The sequence below is a fragment of the Haemophilus influenzae genome (genome assembly GCF_003494325.1).
Lineage (GTDB): Bacteria > Pseudomonadota > Gammaproteobacteria > Enterobacterales > Pasteurellaceae > Haemophilus > Haemophilus influenzae_I.
The window spans coordinates 612,647-633,509 of record NZ_QQIK01000001.1; the positions used below are offsets into that span (position 1 = coordinate 612,647).

The 20,863-nt window shown below is 36.4% G+C and carries 15 protein-coding genes, 1 tRNA gene, 3 pseudogenes and 1 riboswitch; of the genes and pseudogenes, 9 read left to right on the top strand and 10 right to left on the bottom strand.

Going from position 1 to position 20,863, the window contains the following annotated elements:
• Nucleotides 1-50: 50 nt before the first annotated feature.
• Entirely contained in the window at nt 51-1,391 is a 1,341-nt protein-coding gene (locus DV356_RS03160) for a replication-associated recombination protein A (protein WP_065245263.1), read from the top strand.
• A gap of 82 nt (nt 1,392-1,473) precedes the next feature.
• Here DV356_RS03160 and aroA read toward each other — a convergent pair whose 3' ends face one another.
• The 3 genes from aroA to DV356_RS03175 form a co-directional block, all read right to left on the bottom strand.
• Nucleotides 1,474-2,772, bottom strand: coding sequence for a 3-phosphoshikimate 1-carboxyvinyltransferase (aroA, locus tag DV356_RS03165; RefSeq protein ID WP_065245264.1), 1,299 nt, complete (start codon nt 2,770-2,772; stop codon nt 1,474-1,476).
• The gene (purU, locus tag DV356_RS03170; RefSeq protein ID WP_065245265.1) at nt 2,772-3,608 is read right to left on the bottom strand and encodes a formyltetrahydrofolate deformylase; all 837 of its coding nucleotides are present in this window, start codon (nt 3,606-3,608) and stop codon (nt 2,772-2,774) included. The genes aroA and purU overlap by 1 nt, the downstream gene beginning before the upstream one ends.
• Nucleotides 3,609-3,677: 69 nt before the next feature.
• On the bottom strand, nt 3,678-4,082 hold the full coding sequence (locus DV356_RS03175; protein ID WP_118806492.1) for an H-NS histone family protein: 405 nt from the start codon (nt 4,080-4,082) through the stop codon (nt 3,678-3,680).
• A 208-nt stretch (nt 4,083-4,290) separates the two neighbouring features.
• Nucleotides 4,291-4,467, top strand: a riboswitch (Lysine riboswitch).
• Nucleotides 4,468-4,524: 57 nt separating this feature from the next.
• Between DV356_RS03175 and DV356_RS03180 the strand changes: the two genes are divergently transcribed.
• The 3 genes from DV356_RS03180 (at nt 4,525) to ilvN (ending at nt 8,524) form a co-directional block, all read left to right on the top strand.
• Nucleotides 4,525-6,045, top strand: coding sequence for a Na+/H+ antiporter NhaC family protein (locus DV356_RS03180; RefSeq protein WP_048954502.1), 1,521 nt, complete (start codon nt 4,525-4,527; stop codon nt 6,043-6,045).
• Between the two features lie 266 nt (nt 6,046-6,311).
• Nucleotides 6,312-8,033, top strand: a complete 1,722-nt coding sequence (locus DV356_RS03190) for an acetolactate synthase 3 large subunit (protein ID WP_005665261.1) — start codon at nt 6,312-6,314, stop codon at nt 8,031-8,033.
• Nucleotides 8,033-8,524, top strand: a complete 492-nt coding sequence (gene ilvN / locus DV356_RS03195; protein WP_005691276.1) for an acetolactate synthase small subunit — start codon at nt 8,033-8,035, stop codon at nt 8,522-8,524. The genes DV356_RS03190 and ilvN overlap by 1 nt, the downstream gene beginning before the upstream one ends.
• A 291-nt stretch (nt 8,525-8,815) precedes the next feature.
• On the opposite strand, the gene argS is transcribed toward ilvN, so the two are convergent.
• The gene (gene argS, locus DV356_RS03200) at nt 8,816-10,549 is read right to left on the bottom strand and encodes an arginine--tRNA ligase (protein WP_118806493.1); all 1,734 of its coding nucleotides are present in this window, start codon (nt 10,547-10,549) and stop codon (nt 8,816-8,818) included.
• Nucleotides 10,550-10,628: 79 nt separating this feature from the next.
• Between argS and DV356_RS03205 the strand changes: the two genes are divergently transcribed.
• The 3 genes and pseudogenes from DV356_RS03205 to DV356_RS03215 all read left to right on the top strand — a co-directional run bounded on the left by DV356_RS03205 (nt 10,629) and on the right by DV356_RS03215 (nt 11,988).
• Nucleotides 10,629-11,198 (top strand): VOC family protein, encoded by a 570-nt coding sequence (locus DV356_RS03205; RefSeq protein ID WP_114934425.1) that lies wholly within the window; start codon nt 10,629-10,631, stop codon nt 11,196-11,198.
• Between the two features lie 5 nt (nt 11,199-11,203).
• Nucleotides 11,204-11,501 (top strand): annotated as a pseudogene (locus DV356_RS09920) (hypothetical protein).
• 22 nt (nt 11,502-11,523) lie between these two features.
• Nucleotides 11,524-11,988: an outer membrane lipoprotein gene (locus DV356_RS03215; protein ID WP_011272483.1), complete on the top strand. Its 465-nt coding sequence runs from the start codon at nt 11,524-11,526 to the stop codon at nt 11,986-11,988.
• Between the two features lie 244 nt (nt 11,989-12,232).
• On the opposite strand, the pseudogene DV356_RS03220 reads toward DV356_RS03215, so the two are convergent.
• The 6 genes and pseudogenes from DV356_RS03220 to pyk form a co-directional block, all read right to left on the bottom strand.
• Nucleotides 12,233-13,201, bottom strand: a pseudogene (locus tag DV356_RS03220) (glycosyltransferase family 2 protein); the annotation flags it as partial.
• 90 nt (nt 13,202-13,291) lie between these two features.
• Nucleotides 13,292-13,778, bottom strand: a pseudogene (locus DV356_RS03225) (transposase).
• A 73-nt stretch (nt 13,779-13,851) separates the two neighbouring features.
• Complete coding sequence (gene pgi, locus DV356_RS03230) at nt 13,852-15,501, bottom strand: glucose-6-phosphate isomerase (protein ID WP_118787826.1); 1,650 nt, start codon at nt 15,499-15,501, stop codon at nt 13,852-13,854.
• Between the two features lie 96 nt (nt 15,502-15,597).
• Nucleotides 15,598-16,680: an alanine racemase gene (alr, locus tag DV356_RS03235; protein WP_118806494.1), complete on the bottom strand. Its 1,083-nt coding sequence runs from the start codon at nt 16,678-16,680 to the stop codon at nt 15,598-15,600.
• Nucleotides 16,681-16,689: 9 nt separating this feature from the next.
• A complete protein-coding gene (locus DV356_RS03240) occupies nt 16,690-18,105 on the bottom strand; it encodes a replicative DNA helicase (protein ID WP_258173906.1) in 1,416 nt (471 codons plus the stop codon).
• A gap of 129 nt (nt 18,106-18,234) precedes the next feature.
• Nucleotides 18,235-19,671, bottom strand: a complete 1,437-nt coding sequence (pyk, locus tag DV356_RS03245) for a pyruvate kinase (RefSeq protein WP_050848666.1) — start codon at nt 19,669-19,671, stop codon at nt 18,235-18,237.
• 228 nt (nt 19,672-19,899) lie between these two features.
• Between pyk and DV356_RS03250 the strand changes: the two genes are divergently transcribed.
• Both DV356_RS03250 and DV356_RS03255 read left to right on the top strand, forming a co-directional pair.
• Nucleotides 19,900-19,976: transfer RNA gene (locus tag DV356_RS03250), tRNA-Val, on the top strand.
• 241 nt (nt 19,977-20,217) lie between these two features.
• Nucleotides 20,218-20,863: integrase arm-type DNA-binding domain-containing protein (locus DV356_RS03255; protein WP_118806495.1), on the top strand; the 646-nt coding region annotated here is incomplete at its 3' end.

Consider the following 20,863-nt stretch of genomic DNA (forward strand, 5'->3'; position numbering starts at 1 on the left):
TTTGAAATAAGGGCGTAGAAATACGCCCTTCAATTTTGTGAGAAATAAAAATGTCTAACCTCAATTTTGATTTTGCCGAAAATGATTTTCGCCCACTGGCGGCCAAGATGCGTCCAACGAGTCTAGAACAATATTTTGGGCAAAGCCATTTAATTGGCGAGGGCAAGCCACTGCGAAAAGCTATCCAAGCTGGCCATATTCATTCAATGATTTTGTGGGGCCCACCAGGTACGGGGAAAACAACCCTTGCAGAAATCATAGCACAACGTATTAATGCGGAAGTAGAGCGAATTTCTGCGGTGACGAGTGGTATCAAAGAAATTCGTGAAGCCATTGATCGTGCAAAACAAAATCGTCTTGCGGATCGTAAAACTATCTTATTTGTGGATGAAGTCCATCGTTTTAATAAAAGCCAGCAAGATGCATTTTTACCGCACATTGAAGACGGAACCGTTATTTTTATTGGGGCGACAACAGAAAATCCCTCTTTTGAGCTAAATAATGCATTGCTTTCTCGTGCCCGCGTGTATGTGCTGAAATCACTCACAACGGCTGAAATTGAACAAGTTTTGCAGCAAGCTGTAGAAGATCCTGAACGAGGATTGGGTAAAGAGCGGTTAATTTTAGAAGAGAATTTACTGCAAGTGCTTGCCGAATATGTTAATGGGGATGCGCGATTAGCCTTGAATTGCCTCGAATTAATGGTGGATATGGCAGATGAAATGGAAAATGGAAAGAAAATTGACCGCACTTTATTAAAAGAAGTCTTAGGCGAACGTCAAGCGAGATTTGATAAACAAGGTGATCGTTTCTATGATTTAATTTCTGCGCTACATAAATCTGTTCGAGGTTCTGCTCCAGACGCTGCACTGTATTGGTATGCAAGAATTTTAACGGCAGGTGGCGATCCTTTATATGTCGCGCGCCGATTACTTGCCATTGCTTCAGAAGATGTGGGAAATGCAGATCCTCGTGCTATGCAAGTTGCATTGGCTGCTTGGGATTGCTTTACTCGAGTGGGGGCTTATGAAGGAGAGCGAGCCATCGCTCAAGCCATTATATATCTCGCAGTAGCGCCAAAAAGTAATGCGGTTTATACGGCGTTTAACACCGCGAAACAGCAAGCGAAAGATTTGCCAGATTACGATGTTCCACCACATTTACGCAATGCGCCGACTAATTTAATGAAAGAGCTTGGCTATGGTGCTGAATATCGTTATGCTCACGATGAACCTAACGCTTATGCGGCAGGCGAAAATTATTTCCCACCTGAATTAAAAGATACTCAATATTATTTTCCGACAAATAGAGGTATGGAAATTCAGATTAAGGAAAAACTAGAACGATTACGTGAGCAAGATAAAAGTGCGGTGAAAAAACGGTATAAATAATCTTTATTTAGGATTTTTTTAGAATGGAATGAAAGTGCGGTTAATTTTAAAAACTTTTTTGAAATTGACCGCACTTTTTTACTTAATTTTTTAAGCAAATTTTTTCAAATTCATTGAAGAATGTAGGAAAGGTTTTGGCAGTACATTTGGGATCTAAAATCGTCACAGGTGTGTTTGATAGTGCGATTAGAGAAAAACACATTGCTATACGGTGATCGTTATAGGTCTCAATATTGGCGTGTTTAAATTGATTGAGTGGAAGCGGTTGAATACGAATAAAATCTTCACCTTCTTCGACTTCTGCACCGATTTTACGTAGTTCGGTTGCCATTGCTGTTAATCGATCTGTTTCTTTCACACGCCAGTTATAAATATTGCGAATGACGGTTTCGCCGTTGGCAAAAAGAGCAGTGGTTGCAATCGTCATTGCGGCATCTGGAATGTGGTTCATATCCATATCAATACCATTTAATTCAGCGTATTCGGCTTGGATAAAATCCTCTCCCCAAGTGATTTTTGCCCCCATTTTTTCTAATACATCAGCAAATAAACGATCGCCTTGAATTGAATTTTTGCCAATGCCTGTTACTTTCACTTTTCCTTTAATGGCGCCAGCTGCAAGAAAGTAAGAGGCTGATGATGCATCGCCTTCTACCAAGTATTTATTAGGCGAAATATAGGATTGATTGCCTTTAATGTAGAATTTTTGGTAGTGATGATTTTCAATCTTAACACCAAAATCTCGCATCATTGCAAGGGTAATGTCAATATAGGGTTTAGAGACTAGTTCACTGATAATTTCTATTTCTGTGTCATTTTCTGCAAGTGGTGCAGACATTAAAAGTGCGGTCAAAAATTGAGATGAAATTGAACCATCAATTTTGACTTTTCCACCTTTTATCCCTTTGTTGCGAATTGCGAGCGGAGGATAACCCTCATTCTCTAAGTAGCGAATATCTGCACCCGCTTGGCGTAAAGCATCGACTAAATGAAGAATCGGTCGTTCTTTCATACGAGGTTCACCCGTTAAGATGATTTCGCTTTCGGTTTTTCCTTTTAAGCAAAGTGCTGCGGTTAATGGACGCATTGCAGTCCCAGCATTGCCAAGAAAGAGTGAAAGATTGTCCTGTATATTGAATGTTCCACCTAATCCTTCTACTTCACAAATAGTTTTATCATCAGACAGTTGATAGCGTACGCCTAATGCTTTCAGTGCGTTAAGCATATGTCGAATATCATCGCTATCTAATAAATTGGTTACTTTTGTCGTGCCTTTAGCTAAGGCGGCTAAAAGTAATGCGCGATTCGATAAACTTTTAGAACCTGGTAAATTAATTGTTCCTTCAACCGCACTTATTGGTGCAAGAGTAATTTTTTCCATTACAACACCACCGTTTTATTTTTATAAACAAAAATTCTATCGTGTAAAGCGAGATCAAGGGCGCGACTTAACACGGTTTTTTCCACATCACGGCCAGCACGCATCATCGCTTCTGCATTATAAGTATGATCCACATTAATCACATTTTGCATAATGATTGGGCCTTGATCTAATTCGTTATTAATAAAATGTGCCGTTGCGCCAATAATTTTTACACCGCGTTCATAGGCTTGGTGATAAGGCTTGGCACCAATAAAAGCAGGCAAGAATGAATGATGGATATTAATCACTCGATTTGGATAACGTGCGACAAATTCAGGGTTTAGCACACGCATATATTTAGCGAGAACAATATAATCTGGCGTATATTCATCAATTTTTTCTGCCAGTAATTTGTCGTGTTCTACACGGGTTAAGTTTTCGTGGCTAACTAAATGAAATGGAATATTAAAACGTTCAACAAGTTCACGTAAATTATCGTGATTGCCGATTACGGCTGCAATTTCTACATCAAGCGCACCATAATAATTTTTCATTAAAATATCGCCGAGGCAGTGAGCTTCTTTGGTGACTAAAATTACAATTCGCTTACGTTGGGTGCCAATTAATCGACAATTCGTTTCTTCGGGTAAGCTATATTTTAGATCTTCTAATAAAGTAGCTTCGTTAAAAATACCTTCCAATTCTGTGCGCATAAAGAAATGTTTGGTTTCAAAATCTACAAATTCATTATTATGAAGAATATTTAGTTGATGTTTGTAACAAATATTAGTTATTTTTGCGATTAAGCCTTTATCATCAGGGCAATCAGTGAGTAATATTTTTTTTTCGATCATAATGTTGTGTGCTATGTTTAGATAAAAAAATAGAACCCATAAAATAGGTTCTAGTTTCAAATAGAAAAATTAAATTTCGAAATCAGATAATGATTTACCTTTGTTCAACGCATTTTGAATTGGGCGTGGTGTGCGACCTTGACCCGTCCAAGTTTTATGCTCGCCATTTTCATCAATAAACGCATATTTTGCAGGGCGTGGAGCACGTTTTGCTCGAATTGATACAGTTTTTGTGCCAAAAATTTCGTGTAATTCTTCAGGTGTAATACCTTCTTTTTCCATTAATTCTTTATATTTAGCTAAACGCTCTTTTCGCTCTGTCTCTGCTTTAATTAATTCTGCTTTATTAGCACGTTTTTCTTCGATAGCTGTTTGTAATTTTTCTAGGGCATTTTCTGCTTGTTCTAACGTTAATTCACGTACAGCTGCGCGTAAACTACGAAGATTTGTTAAACCTCTTACTAATTCGTTCATAATAAACCTCAATAAATAACATTAAATGTGGGAAAATTTATTTAATAATAGAGAAAATAAAATTTATTGTAAATATCTATTATTAAATAAATGGTCTAAACAGATATATTTTTTTGTGTTTATTTTCTTTATATTTTTATTCAAGTTTATAAAATTTTTATAAAATCTGTTGGCATTTTGTTTGTTTTACTGTAATCTCTCCAATCACTACAAAAGTAGAGGTGCAATTATTATAAGTATTTTTTCAGAGTGGATAACGAAGAAGAAAAAAGAAAGGAATAGTTGCCGAAATCAAATAAAAGTCGTTTTGTTTGGTTGGTGGCGTGCTCGAAAGGGGCGACACTGTCATAGTTTTTCTGATTAACTATGGAGCACTACGGTTGTTTTGGTCTTATTCTGTCCTGTGCTTTCCGTTCTCTCCATTAATTATAGGTATTATTTAATGGAACTTATTGATTTTTCATCATCTGTTTGGTCAATCGTCCCTGCTTTGTTGGCGATAATTTTGGCGATAGCAACTCGCCGTGTTTTGGTTTCCCTTAGTGCGGGGATTATTATTGGGTCATTAATGTTAAGCGATTGGCAAATCGGCAGCGCATTTAATTATTTGGTAAAAAATGTGGTTTCTTTGGTTTATGCCGATGGTGAAATCAATTCAAATATGAACATTGTTTTGTTCTTATTATTGCTTGGTGTTTTAACCGCACTTTTAACCGTATCAGGTAGTAATCGTGCCTTTGCTGAATGGGCACAAAGCCGTATTAAAGGTCGTCGTGGTGCTAAATTATTAGCGGCATCATTGGTTTTTGTTACTTTTATTGACGATTATTTCCATAGTCTCGCTGTAGGTGCAATTGCTCGTCCTGTGACAGACCGTTTTAAAGTTTCCCGTGCGAAACTTGCTTATATTTTGGACTCAACGGCAGCACCGATGTGTGTAATGATGCCTGTTTCAAGTTGGGGCGCATATATTATTACTTTAATCGGTGGTTTATTAGCGACTTATTCGATCACGGAGTACACACCAATTGGTGCATTCGTAGCAATGAGTTCAATGAACTTCTATGCAATTTTCTCCATTATTATGGTGTTTTTTGTGGCATATTTTTCTTTTGATATTGCTTCAATGGTGCGTCACGAAAAATTAGCTTTGAAAAATACTGAAGATCAGTTGGAAGAAGAAACGGGTACAAAAGGTCAGGTGCGTAATCTTATATTACCTATTTTAGTTTTAATTATCGCTACAGTTTCAATGATGATTTACACGGGTGCAGAGGCATTGGCTGCGGATGGCAAAGTGTTTAGTGTTTTAGGTGCATTTGAAAACACCGTAGTAGGAACATCTTTGGTTGTAGGTGGATTCTGTTCAATTATTATTTCTACTTTATTAATTATTCTTGATCGTCAAGTGAGTGTTCCTGAATATGCACGTTCTTGGATTGTGGGAATTAAATCAATGTCAGGCGCAATCGCAATTTTATTCTTTGCTTGGACAATTAATAAAATAGTAGGTGATATGCAAACAGGTAAATATCTATCTTCTCTTGTGTCTGGTAATATTCCAATGCAATTTTTGCCTGTTATACTTTTTGTTCTTGGTGCAGCGATGGCATTTTCAACAGGTACGAGCTGGGGAACATTCGGTATTATGTTACCAATTGCCGCAGCAATGGCAGCGAATGCCGCACCAGAATTATTGCTTCCTTGTTTATCTGCAGTAATGGCAGGGGCTGTATGTGGCGATCATTGTTCGCCAGTGTCGGATACAACAATTTTGTCTTCAACGGGCGCAAAATGTAATCATATTGATCACGTTACTACTCAGCTTCCTTATGCTGCCACAGTTGCAACAGCGACTTCTATTGGTTACATTGTGGTAGGGTTTACTTATTCAGGTTTAGCTGGTTTTGCAGCAACGGCAGTTTCATTGATTGTCATTATATTTGCAGTTAAAAAACGCTAAAACTGTGATCTCATTCAAAAATTTGAATAAAAAATAATATTTTTACTATTTTATAAAATGCGGCATTTTGTCGCATTTTTTTATTTTTATTGATGGAAAAATTTATAAAAAACTAAATTTTCATTTATATTTGGTTTTTTATATTTTTTTAATTGATTTTTTTGTTGTTTTAGTGGCTAGACAAATTTTTTTTACTTTGTATTATGTGAAACATTGACATAATCTGTTCGTTTTTTTAAAAGTGCGGTGAATTTAAGGAGTGAAAAATGAAGAAGTTATCTGGCGCAGAGATGGTGGTTCAATCTTTACGTGATGAAGGCGTAGAGTATGTATTTGGTTATCCCGGAGGCGCGGTATTAGATATTTATGATGCAATTCATACGCTGGGTGGTATTGAACATATTTTAGTTCGCCACGAACAAGCCGCGGTGCATATGGCGGATGGTTACGCACGTTCAACGGGTAAAGTTGGATGTGTGCTAGTGACTTCGGGGCCTGGTGCAACAAATGCTATCACTGGTATTTTAACGGCTTATACCGATTCTGTGCCTATGGTTATCATTTCGGGTCAGGTTATGAGCAATTTAATTGGCAGTGATGCTTTCCAAGAATGTGATATGCTGGGCATTTCTCGTCCCGTTGTGAAGCATAGCTTTATTGTCAAAAAGGCGGAAGATATTCCATCTACTTTGAAAAAAGCCTTTTATATTGCATCTACGGGTCGTCCAGGCCCTGTTGTTGTGGATATTCCAAAAGACACTGTAAATCCGAATTTTAAATATCCTTATGAATACCCTGAATCTGTCGAGTTACGTTCTTATAATCCCACAGTAAATGGACACAAAGGTCAAATTAAAAAAGCATTAAAAGCACTTTTAGTAGCGAAAAAACCGATACTTTTCGTTGGTGGCGGAGCAATCACTGCTGAATGTAGTGAGCAAGTAATTCAGTTTGCACAACGTTTAAATTTACCAGTGACTTCCTCATTAATGGGATTGGGGGCTTATCCAAGTACGGATAAACAATTCTTAGGTATGTTGGGTATGCATGGTACTTTAGAAGCGAATACGGCAATGCACGAAAGTGATCTTATTTTGGGGGTTGGCGTTCGTTTTGATGATCGTACGACAAATAATTTAGAAAAATATTGCCCAAATGCAAAAGTGATTCATATTGATATTGATCCAACCTCAATTTCTAAAAATGTGCCAGTAGCGATTCCAATTGTCGGAAATGCGAAAAATGTATTGGAAGAATTTTTGGGTTTATTGAATGAAGAGGGATTAAAATCTCAAACGGATCTTGAAAGTTGGTGGCAAGAAATCAACCAATGGAAAGCAAAAAAATGTTTGGAATTTGACCGCACTTCTGGCGTGATTAAACCGCAACAAGTCGTGGAAGCGGTATATCGCCTCACGAAAGGACAAGCTTATGTGGCTTCTGATGTAGGTCAGCACCAAATGTTTGCTGCGTTACATTATCCATTCGATGAACCGCGTCATTGGATTAATTCTGGTGGTGCAGGCACAATGGGTTTTGGTTTTCCTGCGGCACTTGGTGTGAAATTAGCTCATCCTGAAGGAACTGTTGTTTGCGTTACTGGCGATGGTAGTATTCAAATGAATATTCAAGAGCTTTCTACCGCAACACAATATGGCATTCCTGTTGTCATTATTTGTTTGAATAATCATTTCTTGGGAATGGTAAAACAATGGCAAGATTTGATTTATTCTGGTCGCCATTCGCAAACCTATATGAATTCCTTGCCTGATTTTGCGAAATTGGCAGAATCTTACGGTCACGTAGGAATAAAAATTGCTACCCCCGATGAACTTGAAAGCAAATTGCAAGAAGCATTCAGTATTAAAAATAAATTAGTCTTTGTAGATATTAATGTAGATGAATCTGAACACGTTTATCCAATGCAAATTCGTGGTGGTGCAATGAATGAAATGATTTTAAGTAAACCTCAAGAGGAGACAAACTAATGCGTAGAATTTTATCTGTTTTACTCGAAAATGAATCGGGAGCATTATCGCGTGTTGTTGGTTTATTCTCTCAACGTGCCTTTAATATTGAAAGTTTGACGGTGGCGCCAACGGATGATCCAACGCTTTCTCGAATGACTATTGAAGCAGTGGGCGATACTCAAGCATTGGAGCAAATTGAAAAACAACTCCATAAATTAGTGGATGTGTTCAAAGTGGTTAATTTAAGTGAACAGGAACATATAGAACGAGAAATTGTTTTAGCGAAAGTCAGAGCCGTGGGGTCATCTCGCGATGAAATTAAACGATTAGCCGATATTTTCCGCGGTCAAATTGTAGATGTCACGCCAAAGTCTTACACAATTCAATTAAGCGGTACAAATGATAAAGTTGATGCGTTTATTTCTGCATTGAAAGAAGAAACCACATTGTTAGAAATTGTTCGTTCTGGCTTGATTAGTGTATCTCGTGGAGAAAAGAATATTCTCTAAGTTAAAGCAGAAAGTGCGGAAATATTTTTATAGAATTTTACCGCACTTTATTAAAAATATATTTGTTTTTAGTTTTTTTATAAAAAAATCGTGACCAAGTTCACAAATCTAAAAATATGTATTTGCATAACTGATCGGATTTCTTTATTCTGAACCCACTAAAAACAAGTGCTATCTTAAATAGCCGACATCTATTTTGCTTTCCGAGTAGTGCCCCATTGGGGCACTTTTTTTATTCAGTAAACAAGCATAAAAAATCCCTTTCGTAGGAAAGGGATTTAATTATCAAAATTACATTTTTTCTACGGTTTTAATACCGAGTAACTCTAAACCTTGTTTCAAGGTTTTTTCCGTTAATAATGCTAATTTCAAACGACTTAATTTTACGGCCTCATCTTCAGCATTTAAAATTGGACAATGCTCGTAGAATGACGAGAAGATGCCAGCAAGTTCGTATAAATAAGCACAAAGCACGTGTGGTGTGCCTTCTTTTCCGACAGTTTGCACGGCTTCTTCAAATTGGAGAAGTTTAATTGCAAGCGTTCTTTCTTTATCATCTTTAATAGTTAAAGGTGCAGCCAAAAGTGCGGTTGAATTTATCTCTGTTTTATTAAAGATCGAACGAATACGGGTGTAAGCATATTGCATATAAGGCGCAGTGTTGCCTTCGAAACTTAACATATTATCCCAATCAAAAACATAATCCGTGGTGCGGTTTTTGGATAGATCTGCATATTTTACCGATCCAATACCAATAGCCTCAATCACAGCTTGTTTTTCATCATTAGATAAATTGGTATTTTTTTCATTAATTAATACAGTGGCGCGTTCGATGGCTTCATCTAATAGATCGGCTAATTTTACCGTGCCACCAGTACGAGTTTTAAATGGCTTGCCATCTTTACCAAGCATCATCCCAAAGTTTTTATGCTCTAACGAGAAACTGTCTGGTACATAACCTGCTTTACGAGTAATTAACCAAGCTTGTTGCATATGTTGGCTTTGGCGAGTATCTGAAAAAACAAGTGCGCGATTAGCTTTTAATGTTTCATAACGATATTTTGCTGCAGCAATATCAGTTGTAGTATAAAGGAAACCGCCGTCTTTTTTCTGAACGATCACGCCCATTGGATCGCCTTCTTTATTTTTGAATTCATCTAAATAAACAACCAATGCACCATCATTTTCTACAGCTAAACCTTGTTTTTTAAGATCTTCTACAATGCTTGGTAACATAGGATTATAAAGACTTTCACCCATTACATCTTTTTCGGTTAAAGTGACGTTTAATCGATCATAGTTGTGCTGATTTTGTTGCATAGTAATATCGACTAAACGTTTCCACATCGCTCGACAATATTCATCTCCACCTTGTAATTTCACGACATAATTACGTGCTTTTTCAGCGAATATTTCATCTTCATCGTAGTGTTTTTTGGCTTCGCGATAAAAGGCTTCAAGATCTTGCAATTCCATTTCACTGGCGTGTTCGTTTTGCATTTTTTCAAGATAAGCAATAAGCATTCCGAATTGCGTTCCCCAGTCGCCTACGTGGTTAGCGCGGATGACATTGTGACCTAAAAACTCAAGGGTTCTGGCTACAGCATCGCCGATTATCGTAGAGCGTAAATGACCTACGTGCATTTCTTTTGCTACGTTTGGAGAGGAATAATCAATCACAACTGTTTGTTTATTGGTAGCTTGAATACCTAAATTTTTGTGGGAAAGTGCAGCTGAAATTTCAGTTGTTAGCCAAGTTGGATTTAAGAAAATATTGATAAAACCTGGGCCTGCGATTTCTAATTTTTCTGCAATATCAGATAGTTGAAGATTATCTAAAACTTTTTGAGCAAATTCTCGTGGATTTAAACCTAATTTTTTTGCTGCAGCCATAATACCGTTGGCTTGATAATCGCCAAATTGTGGTTTGCCTGATTGACGAACAAGCGCATCACAAGATTGATCAGCGCCTGCAATAACCATTGCTTGTTTAATTTTATCGGATAGAATAGATTGAATATTCACGTTTTTTCCTATGTTCAAATTGAATAATAAAAATAATCGGTTATGATACCGTTCTTTGTATATTTCTCAAAGGGACAAAATGACAAATTTACAGGAAAATTTGACCGCACTTTCAGCAGATTTAGCAACATTTGAAAGAAAAATTCAGCATTTAGCCAAAGAAATGACAATAGATCTGTCTCACTATGAAATCGATCATCTTGCATTACGGGTAAATAGTGAGCAAACTGCTAAAAATTGGCTGATACTTTTATTAAAGTGCGGTAGAATTTTATCTGATAATATTGTTAATGGTCGTAAGATTTATCTTATTGAATTAGAAAAACCAGTTAAATTTGCCAATCAATTTGTGGATATTATTGAACTTCCACTTCCTAAAAATAAAAAATATCCAATTGAAGGTTGGGAACATATTGAGATTGTAGTGCCATTTTTACCGAATGAATCGATAAATGAATGGGTACAGCGTATTAATGTGAGTTTTTTATGGGACAAATTAACTCAATTAACCATTAAAGTGAGCGAGCCTAAGGTGGATGGGGAAAGATTACCAAATCCATCTATTGCAGTAAGTTTTACGGATAAAACAGTAAATCATACTTGCATTAAGGTTCATCCTTATTCTATTAAAAAAATACTTGAGGTTTAGTAAAAATGAATAAATTATCACTTGCATTCGTTGTTTTAGCAACAGTAGGCTTGAGTGCTTGTTCTTCTTTTCAAAAAGATGAAAATGCTTTATAAAGGTCAAATCGTTTTTAGCCAAATGGAAGGCGAAAATCTTAAATTAACTATTCGTAAAAATGATTGTTCTGGTAACCAGCAGAAAGGAGAGGAAGTTATTATTGTGCATAAGTATGATTCAACTCTTGCTATTGGGGCTTGTGTGACGGTGTCTAATAATAGCCAAGTAAAGAATATTTCATCATTTTCGCCAAGAAATCCATTTTAATTCTTAAATTAAGGATATAGATATGAAAAAGAAAACACTAGCATTAGCTATCTTAACTATTTTTAGTGTGGCTGGATGTACGAATACAGATATTTTTAGTGGCGATGTGTATAGTGCATCTCAAGCAAAGGAAGCTCGTTCAATTACTTATGGTACGATTGTTTCTGTGCGTCCTGTTAAGATCCAAGCTGATAATCAAGGCGTAATTGGTACTCTTGGTGGCGGTGCGTTAGGTGGTATTGCGGGTAGTGCAATTGGCGGTGGTCGTGGTCAAGTTATCGCAGCAGTAGTTGGTGCGATTGGTGGTGCAGTAGCTGGAAGCAAAATCGAAGAGAAAGTAAGTCAAGTAAACGGTGCTGAACTTGTAATTAAAAAAGATGATGGTCAAGAGATCGTTGTTGTTCAAAAGGCTGACAGCAGTTTTGTAGCTGGTCGCCGAGTTCGTATTGTTGGTGGTGGCTCGAACTTAAATGTTTCTGTGCTATAACTAATAGCATTAAAGTCTAATATGATTAATCAGTGCCTTAACTTAGTAAGGCACTGATTTTTTATAATTAAACTCATTTAAAATATATATTTATCGTTTATCTAAGATAAATTTAAAGGACTAAATTAGAATTTAGTCCTAGACAAACTTGGAATTTGTTCCTCCCCTTTCTGAACACTCCATCTAAAACATAACATAACATAACATAACATAACATAACATAACATAACATAACATAACATAACATAACATTTATTTTTCTGATAAATTTTTTTATAATCTTAAAATTTTGCTTTAAATCAAATAATTTAAGATGATATTTAATAAAATGTAAGAGTGAAGTTATAGTATATTTATCTAAGCTCATATACATATCATAAAGTATACTTTTCAACACTTTATTACTTTTATCCACATGATATATTTCTAGCAATGACACACTATTAATAATTACGTTTATATCTATACCTATCTTATTAAGGTAATATGTAATATTTTCCCTCTTTATCTTTTTAGCTACCTCATTTTGCTTATGATTATGAACTGATGATGCTTGGTTTCCATGTAGTCTATATTTTACCAATGCTTCAGGATAATTAGCTAAACAACCAAGCCTACTAACCTCTGACCAAAACTTATAATCTTCTGCATACGGATAATCTTTATTAAAGATTAATTTATGCTCTCTATATACATTTGCTCTCATAATCATAGTGTTGTTATGTATCGGATTATAGAAAAGCATAGCTTCACAAATCTCATTATGTAGCAATGGATTTTTCCATATATCACCAGTTTTATATTGAGAACCGATAATTCCACATTCTTTTTCTACAATAATCTCTAAGTATGATCCCATTGCTGTAATATGATCATTTTTCTCTAGATAGGTAACTATTTTCTCAATCCACGATGGTTTAGCTATATCATCAGCATCCATTCTCGCAATATATTTACCTGAAAAACAACCAAGACCTATATTCAAAGAATTTATGAACCCTAAATTATATTTATTACTAATAATTTTTATCCTTTTATCTAATTTAGATATTTCTTCTAAATGAGACAAAGTCAAATCTGTTGAACCATCATTGATAACTATAATTTCTAGATTTTCATAACTCTGATTAATAATGGATGAAATGCTTTCATCTATATATTGCTCAGCGTTATAAGCACAAACAATAACCGATACTAATGGAGGATTTTCCATATAAGCTCCAATTTTACACTCTTATTTAAATTATTTTATACGTTATTTAAATAACAAAAGGATATGCATAGATAACCAGTTAAAACTCCCCTAAATTAATTGTTTTACAATAGAAATTTGAGTTTTTTAAATCACTGTGATTAAAACGCCATTCATATTCCTTTAAAAATAGCTTAAGAATATCATAACCTCTGTAGAAATTCATATAAACAATACTACCTTGTTTACCTTTTCTCGAATAATCGGTAACAGTGTTGCAGATTGCATATTCATAACCACCACGGTGTATACTTTGCCATTTCGTTTCAAAAAACAAATTACGAAGTTTTTCTAGCTTCTCCTTGACCAAGTTTACCTTTCAGAGCACCACCAAAATAGCTTTCATTCGCTTGAATTTCACTTTCAAACATTTCCATATGTAGGCTGCTTTGAGTGATAAATAATGGTAGACGATGAAAGTAATAAGCTGAAGTTTATTTATATTTACCAACTTAGCTGCAGCTAGAGCTGTCACACTTGCCAGAAATATCTCAATAAGTTTATTTTGCTTATATTGACTTAAGCGACTTTCTCTCATTTGATTATCTTAACCTAAATAGAGTTTTTAGTCGTTATCTGTGACAGCTCTAGAATTATTCAAATCCAAATAATTAACGCCATGCTTTAAATTGATTGATTAATCCATTTGTTGAACTATCGTGGCTTGCGACTTTTTCAGAATCGGTTAATTCAGGAAGAATTCTATTTGCAAGTTGTTTGCCTAGTTCGACACCCCATTGATCGAAGCTAAAGATATTAAAAATCACACCTTGTACGAAGATTTTGTGTTCATACATAGCAATTAATGCACCCAAGGTAAATGGCGTGATTTTTTGAACGAGAATAGAATTAGTTGGCTTATTACCCGTAAATACTTTAAATGGAACGATATTTTTTACATCATCCAAAGATTTACCCGCTTTTATAAATTCAGCCTCGACTTCCTCTTTTGTTTTTCCGAATGCTAATGCTTCTGTTTGTGCAAAGAAGTTTGAAAGCAATTTATTGTGATGATCCGCCAATGGATTGTGGGTTTGGGCTGGTGCGATAAAATCACAAGGAATTAAAGTGGTGCCTTGATGAATTAATTGATAGAACGCATGTTGTCCGTTTGTACCTGGTTCTCCCCAAATGATAGGGCCAGTTTGATAATTGTTAATGACATTGCCATCACGATCCACATATTTACCATTTGATTCCATATTACCTTGTTGGAAATAAGCCGCAAAGCGATGTAAATATTGATCATAAGGTAAGATTGCTTCTGTTTGGGCACCAAGGAAATTGGTATTCCATAAACCAACTAAGGCTAAAGTAGTTGGGATATTTTGTTCGATTGGAGCAGAGCGGAAATGTTTATCCATTTCATGTGCGCCATTTAATAACTCTTCGAAGTTTTCAAAGCCAATGGATAGTGCAATTGAAAGACCAATAGCAGACCATAAAGAGTAACGACCGCCAACCCAATCCCAAAATTCAAACATATTATTGGTATCAATACCAAATTTTTCTACATCTTTAGCATTGGTTGATAATGCTGCAAAATGTTTTGCAACCGCACTTTCATTTTTCGCCGCTTTCAGTAACCAATCACGCGCACTTTGTGCATTTGTCATGGTTTCTTGAGTGGTAAAGGTTTTCGATGCCACTAAGAAAAGAGTGGTTTCTGGATTGACTTTTTTTAAGGTCTCCGCAATATGTGTACCATCGACATTTGAAACAAAGTGCATATTTAGATGATTTTTATACGGGCGAAGTGCTTCGGTTACCATATAAGGGCCTAAATCAGAGCCACCAATACCAATATTTACTACATCACTAATGGCTTTACCTGTATAGCCTTTCCATTCGCCAGAAATAATACGCTGACAGAAATCTTTCATTTTAGCTAGCACAGCATTGACTTCAGGCATAACATCTTTACCATCAACAAGCACTGGCGTATTAGCGCGATTGCGAAGTGCAGTATGTAGCACGGCACGATTTTCTGTACGATTAATTTTTTTGCCAGTAAACATTGCTTCTTTTGCACTATCAAGCGCGCATTCTTGAGCAAGTTGGCGAAGATGTGAAAGGGTTGTTTGATTGATGTTGTTTTTGGAAAAATCGACAAGAATTTGGTTATTGAATGTTAAAGAATAATCGTCAAAACGATTTTTTTCTTGTTTAAATAAATCTTGGATGGTGGTGTTTGATAATTCAGCTTTATGTGCTTCGAGAGCTTTCCACGCTTGGGTGTGAGTTGGGTTAATGTTTTTCATGGCATTTCCTTTCATTAAAAATAATCAAAATTTTAACCGCACTTTCTGGGATTTTTATTAGGGAGAATGACTCCCTCTGTTCAAAAAATGCAGTGATTAATCAACATATTCAGTTATAACACGAGGTGTTAATTTTGTAATTAGCTCGTAGCTTAAAATGCCTGTGAATTTAGCTACGGTTTCAATAGGTAATTCCTTACCCCATAGAATTACTTCATCGCCTACCAAATCTTGGCTATCTGCGCCTAAATCAACAGTGAGCATATCCATTGACACACGCCCAACAATTGGTACAAGACGGCCATTTAAATAAACAGGCGTACCTTCTGGCACATCGTGCGGATAGCCATCGCCATAACCTATTGCGACCACACCAATTTTGGTATCTCGTGGGCTTGTCCAAATACCGCCGTAACCTACAGGATCGCCTTGTTTATGATGGCGAACGGCAATTAATGACGAGGTTAAATTCATCACAGGCGTTAAGCCAAACTCTTTGCCGATAGTATCAGTTGGAGAAATGCCGTACATAATAATACCTGGTCGAATGCATTCTAAGTGAGATTTTGGCCAGAAAAGAATGCCACCAGAAGCAGCAATTGTTCGTTCACCTTGCTTATCTTTTGTGGCAGATAAAAAACGATTGATTTGAAGTTGGGTGTAATCTGATTCTAGTTCATCGGCGCGGCTGAAATGGCTGACAAAGCCTAAGTGCGGTTGAATTTGAGGGAGTTTTTTGAGTTCTTGATAAAAATAATCCACTTCATCAAGAGCAACGCCCAAGCGGTGCATTCCTGTATCTATTTTTAACCAAACCTTAATTGGACTTGGTAAATTCGCACGTTTTAATGCTTCTAATTGTTCACGATTATGTACGATAGTTTCGATATTATTGACTGCTAAGATGGGCAAATCTTGTTCATTGAAAAAGCCTTCAAGCAATAAAATTGGTTTAGTAATACCATTGGAACGTAATGCTAAAGCCTCTTCTAAACGCGCTACCCCAAAGCAATCGACGCTTTGTTCTAAGGTTGAAGCAACGAACACAACGCCGTGACCATAAGCATTTGCTTTAACCACAGCAATAATTTTGCTATTTGGTGCTTTTTGTTTAATTATTTCTAAATTCTGTTTTAAGGCGTGCGAACTGATTTTCGCTGTCGCCGGTTTTACGTTCATTATTTTTCCTTAATAATCATCTCGATATTCACGTTGTTCAGCGAGATTGTCGAAGCGTGAGAATTGTCCATTAAATTTTAACCGCACTCGACCAATTGGACCGTTACGCTGCTTACCAATAATAATTTCTGCAACACCTTTATCTTCCGAGTTATCGTTATAGACTTCATCACGGTAAATAAACATAATCAAGTCAGCATCTTGTTCGATAGAGCCTGATTCACGTAAATCTGAGTTTACAGGGCGTTTGTCTCCACGTTGTTCTAAAGTACGATTTAATTGAGAAAGGGCGACTACTGGCACTTGTAATTCTTTGGCGAGTGCTTTGAGGGAGCGAGAAATTTCTGCGATTTCTAGTGTTCGGTTATCTGAAAATGCTGGTGCGCGCATTAATTGCAAATAATCCACCATAATCATACTTAATCCACCATTTTCACGATAAACTCGGCGTGCCCGGGAACGAACATCGGTAGGTGTTAGACCTGAAGAATCATCGATAAAAAGATTATTTTTTTGCTTGAACATTCCCACTACGCTGGCAATTTTGTTCCACTCGATTTCATCTAAATTTTGCCCTGTACGGATTTTAGTTTGATCAACGCGAGCAAGGGAAGCGATCATACGCATCATAATTTGTTCTGCTGGCATTTCTAAACTAAATACTAAAACGGGTTTTTCACTTGCCATTGCGGCATTTTCGCAAAGGTTCATGGCGAAAGTGGTTTTACCCATTGACGGACGTGCCGCAACGATAATTAAGTCAGAAGGCTGTAAACCTGCCGTTTTTTTATCAAGATCAGTAAAGCCAGTTGTAACACCAGTCACACCCGAATGATTTTCAAGCTTGCTTAAAATATCGATTTTTTCAATAGTACTTTCCAATACATTGATCACATTCTGCGGGCCTTCGCTAGAAGTTGTCCGTTTTTCTGCAATCGCAAACACTTCACGTTCCGCTTCATCAAGAATTAATTTGATGTCTTGCCCTTTGGGAGAATAGCTATTTTCAGCAATACGATTTCCTACCGAAATAAGTTCTCGTAATATGGCTTTCTCTCTCACAATATCCGCATAAGCCAAAATATTAATTGCGTTCGGGGTATTATTGGAAAGCTCTGCAAGATAGGCAAACCCCCCCACTTCATCGCTTACACCACGGCTTCTTAAGGCTTGATCTAGCGTAATTAAATCAATAGGCGATTGATTACGCATTAGATGTTCCATTTCTGTAAAAATCAGACGGTGTTGAAAAGTATAAAAATCGTCAGCAATAACACGTTCAGCAATGCTATCCCAATGTTGATTACTCAGCAGAATGCCACCCAATACAGCTTGTTCAGCTTCAATTGAGTGCGGGGGAATACTTACTTGTGCCGTTTTTTTGTCAGAAGATTTGATTTGAGGTTGTGATGCCATAGGACTTATTTCGATACTAGAATGTCGCCTATAATACCGCAAATATCTATTGGGTTTAAGTGAAAAGTGCGGTAAAAAAAGGAAATAAAAAACGGTGGAAAATCCACCGCTCTTTATTTAAAGTATTCAGATTATTGATTATTCAACAATTAATGTGCGACAAACGTTAGTTTCTGTCGCACCTTGTCCACCCTGCGTTAGAAGCACTAAATCGCCTACAGATAAATAACCTTTTTCTTTTAATGATTGTAGTGCAGCTTTTGCACCAGCTTCAGTACGGCTATCTTCACCATAGAAAACAGGGGTTACACCGCGGTATAGTGCACAAAGGTTCAAAGTTTCTTGATGACGAGATAATGCAAAGATTGGTAAACCAGAACTAATACGAGACATTAATAAAGGTGTACGGCCTGAGCTTGTTAATGTAACGATAGCAGCAACACCTTTCATATGGTTTGCTGCATACATTGCAGACATAGCAACAGATTCTTCAATGGCTTCAAATTCTTTATCCATACGGTGACGAGAAACATTAATGCTTGGCATTTTTTCTGCCCCTAAACATACGCCCGCCATTGCCACTACTGTTTCAGAAGGATACTGACCTGCTGCTGTTTCAGCAGAAAGCATAACCGCATCAGTACCATCTAATACTGCGTTTGCAACGTCCATCACTTCAGCACGAGTTGGCATTGGGTTGCTAATCATTGATTCCATCATTTGAGTTGCTGTAATTACTGCACGATTTAATTGACGTGAACGACGGATTAATTTTTTCTGCACGCCAACTAATTCGGGATCGCCAATTTCCACACCTAAATCACCACGAGCAACCATAATTACATCAGATGCTAAAATAATATCGTCCATTGCCTCATCATTAGCAACAGTTTCTGCACGTTCAACTTTAGCAACGATTTTTGCATTTAAACCAGCTTGTTGAGCAAGTTCACGCGCATAATTTAAATCTGCACTTGAACGAGGGAAAGAAACAGCTAAGAAATCAACGCCAATGCGTGCAGCGGTAATAATGTCTGCTTTATCTTTTTCTGTTAATGCATCTGCAGATAAACCGCCACCTAATTTGTTGATACCTTTATTATTTGATAATGGACCGCCAACAGTGACTTCGGTGAAAACTTTTGCACCATCAGTTGATAATACTTTTAATTGAACACGGCCATCATCTAATAAAAGAATATCGCCTGGCACAACATCTTGTGGAAGCGTTTTATAGTCTAAACCAACAGATTCTTGTGTACCTTCGCCTTTTGGCAATTCCGCATCAAGAATGAATTTATTACCAACGCTTAAGAAAATTTTACCGTCTTTAAAGGTAGAAACACGAATTTTAGGACCTTGTAAATCACCTAAGATTGCCACGGTTTTACCTAATTTTTTCGCGATAGAACGTACACGTTCTGCTCGTTCGATATGATCTTCAGGTGTACCGTGAGAGAAGTTCATACGAACTACGTTAGCACCCGCTGCGATAATTTTTTCAAGATTGTTATCACGGTCAGTTGATGGGCCCATAGTACATACAATCTTCGTTCTTCTTAGTCTTCTAGACATTATTTACTCCGTCAATAATTACAAAATTTTAAAGGTATTATTTTATTTCGCTACATCTTAGCCAGATAAAAAATCGGTGCAGATTATACGCTTAAAAATTTGGGAAATCAAAAACAGCCCTGTTAGTTAAGGCAAGACTGTTTACTTTTTTGCCAGTTATATCGAGTTTTAAGAAAAATACTTGTTTTCAGATTAAAAATATCTATAATTCCAAACACTTTATACAGTGCGACTATAGCTCAGTTGGTTAGAGCACCACCTTGACATGGTGGGGGTCACTGGTTCGAGTCCAGCTAGTCGCACCAAATTTTCTTTTCAATCCCTCTCAATCCATATCAAATAAAATTAAATTTCCTGGTAAATCAAGGCATTATCTGCTTTTATAAAGTCAATCTATATCAATCTATATTAATCTAACTCACTTTTTTGGTATTATATTTGGTAATATAATTTTGGATTTTTAGGTGTCGTAATACCAAAATTCATAAAAATACTAAAAAATCACGCTTACCAAAATTATTTTCGTAATACCAAATGGGGGGAAGGATGGCTGTATTAGTGAAACCATTAAGCATTACAGAAATCAATAATGCTAAACCTAAAGAGAAAGACTACTCACTGTCTGATGGCCAAGGTCTTTTCTTGCTCGTAAAAATGAATGGTTCGAAAATTTGGCGATTTCAATATTATAAACCAATTTCTAAAAAAAGAACTTTAATTAGTCTTGGTGTTTATCCTGAGATTTCATTGAAAGATGCTCGAGAGATTAGGGATTTATATCGTTCTTTGTTGGCGAAAAATATCGATCCGCAAGATTATCGTTTACAGCAAGAACAAAAAGCCATCCAAGAACGTCAATTTACCTTGAGCGAAATGGGGAAGGAATGGCTATACCTAAAGAAAAATGAAGTTGATACTGGGCGATTAAAAGAAGTGACTTTTATTGATATTGGGAAACGGTTAGAACGTCACTTGTTTAAAGTGTTGGGGCATTATTCTATTAGTGAGATTTCTGCTCCTCTTGCTATTGAGAAATTAAAACCATTAGAACGAGCAGGAAAATTGGATACATTGCATCGTATTATTGGTTATTTAAACCAAATAATGATTTATTCGGTTAATAGAGGGGTAATTAATTATAATGCAACCGCAGATATTGGAAGGGTATTTATTCGACCAATAGCTGAAAATA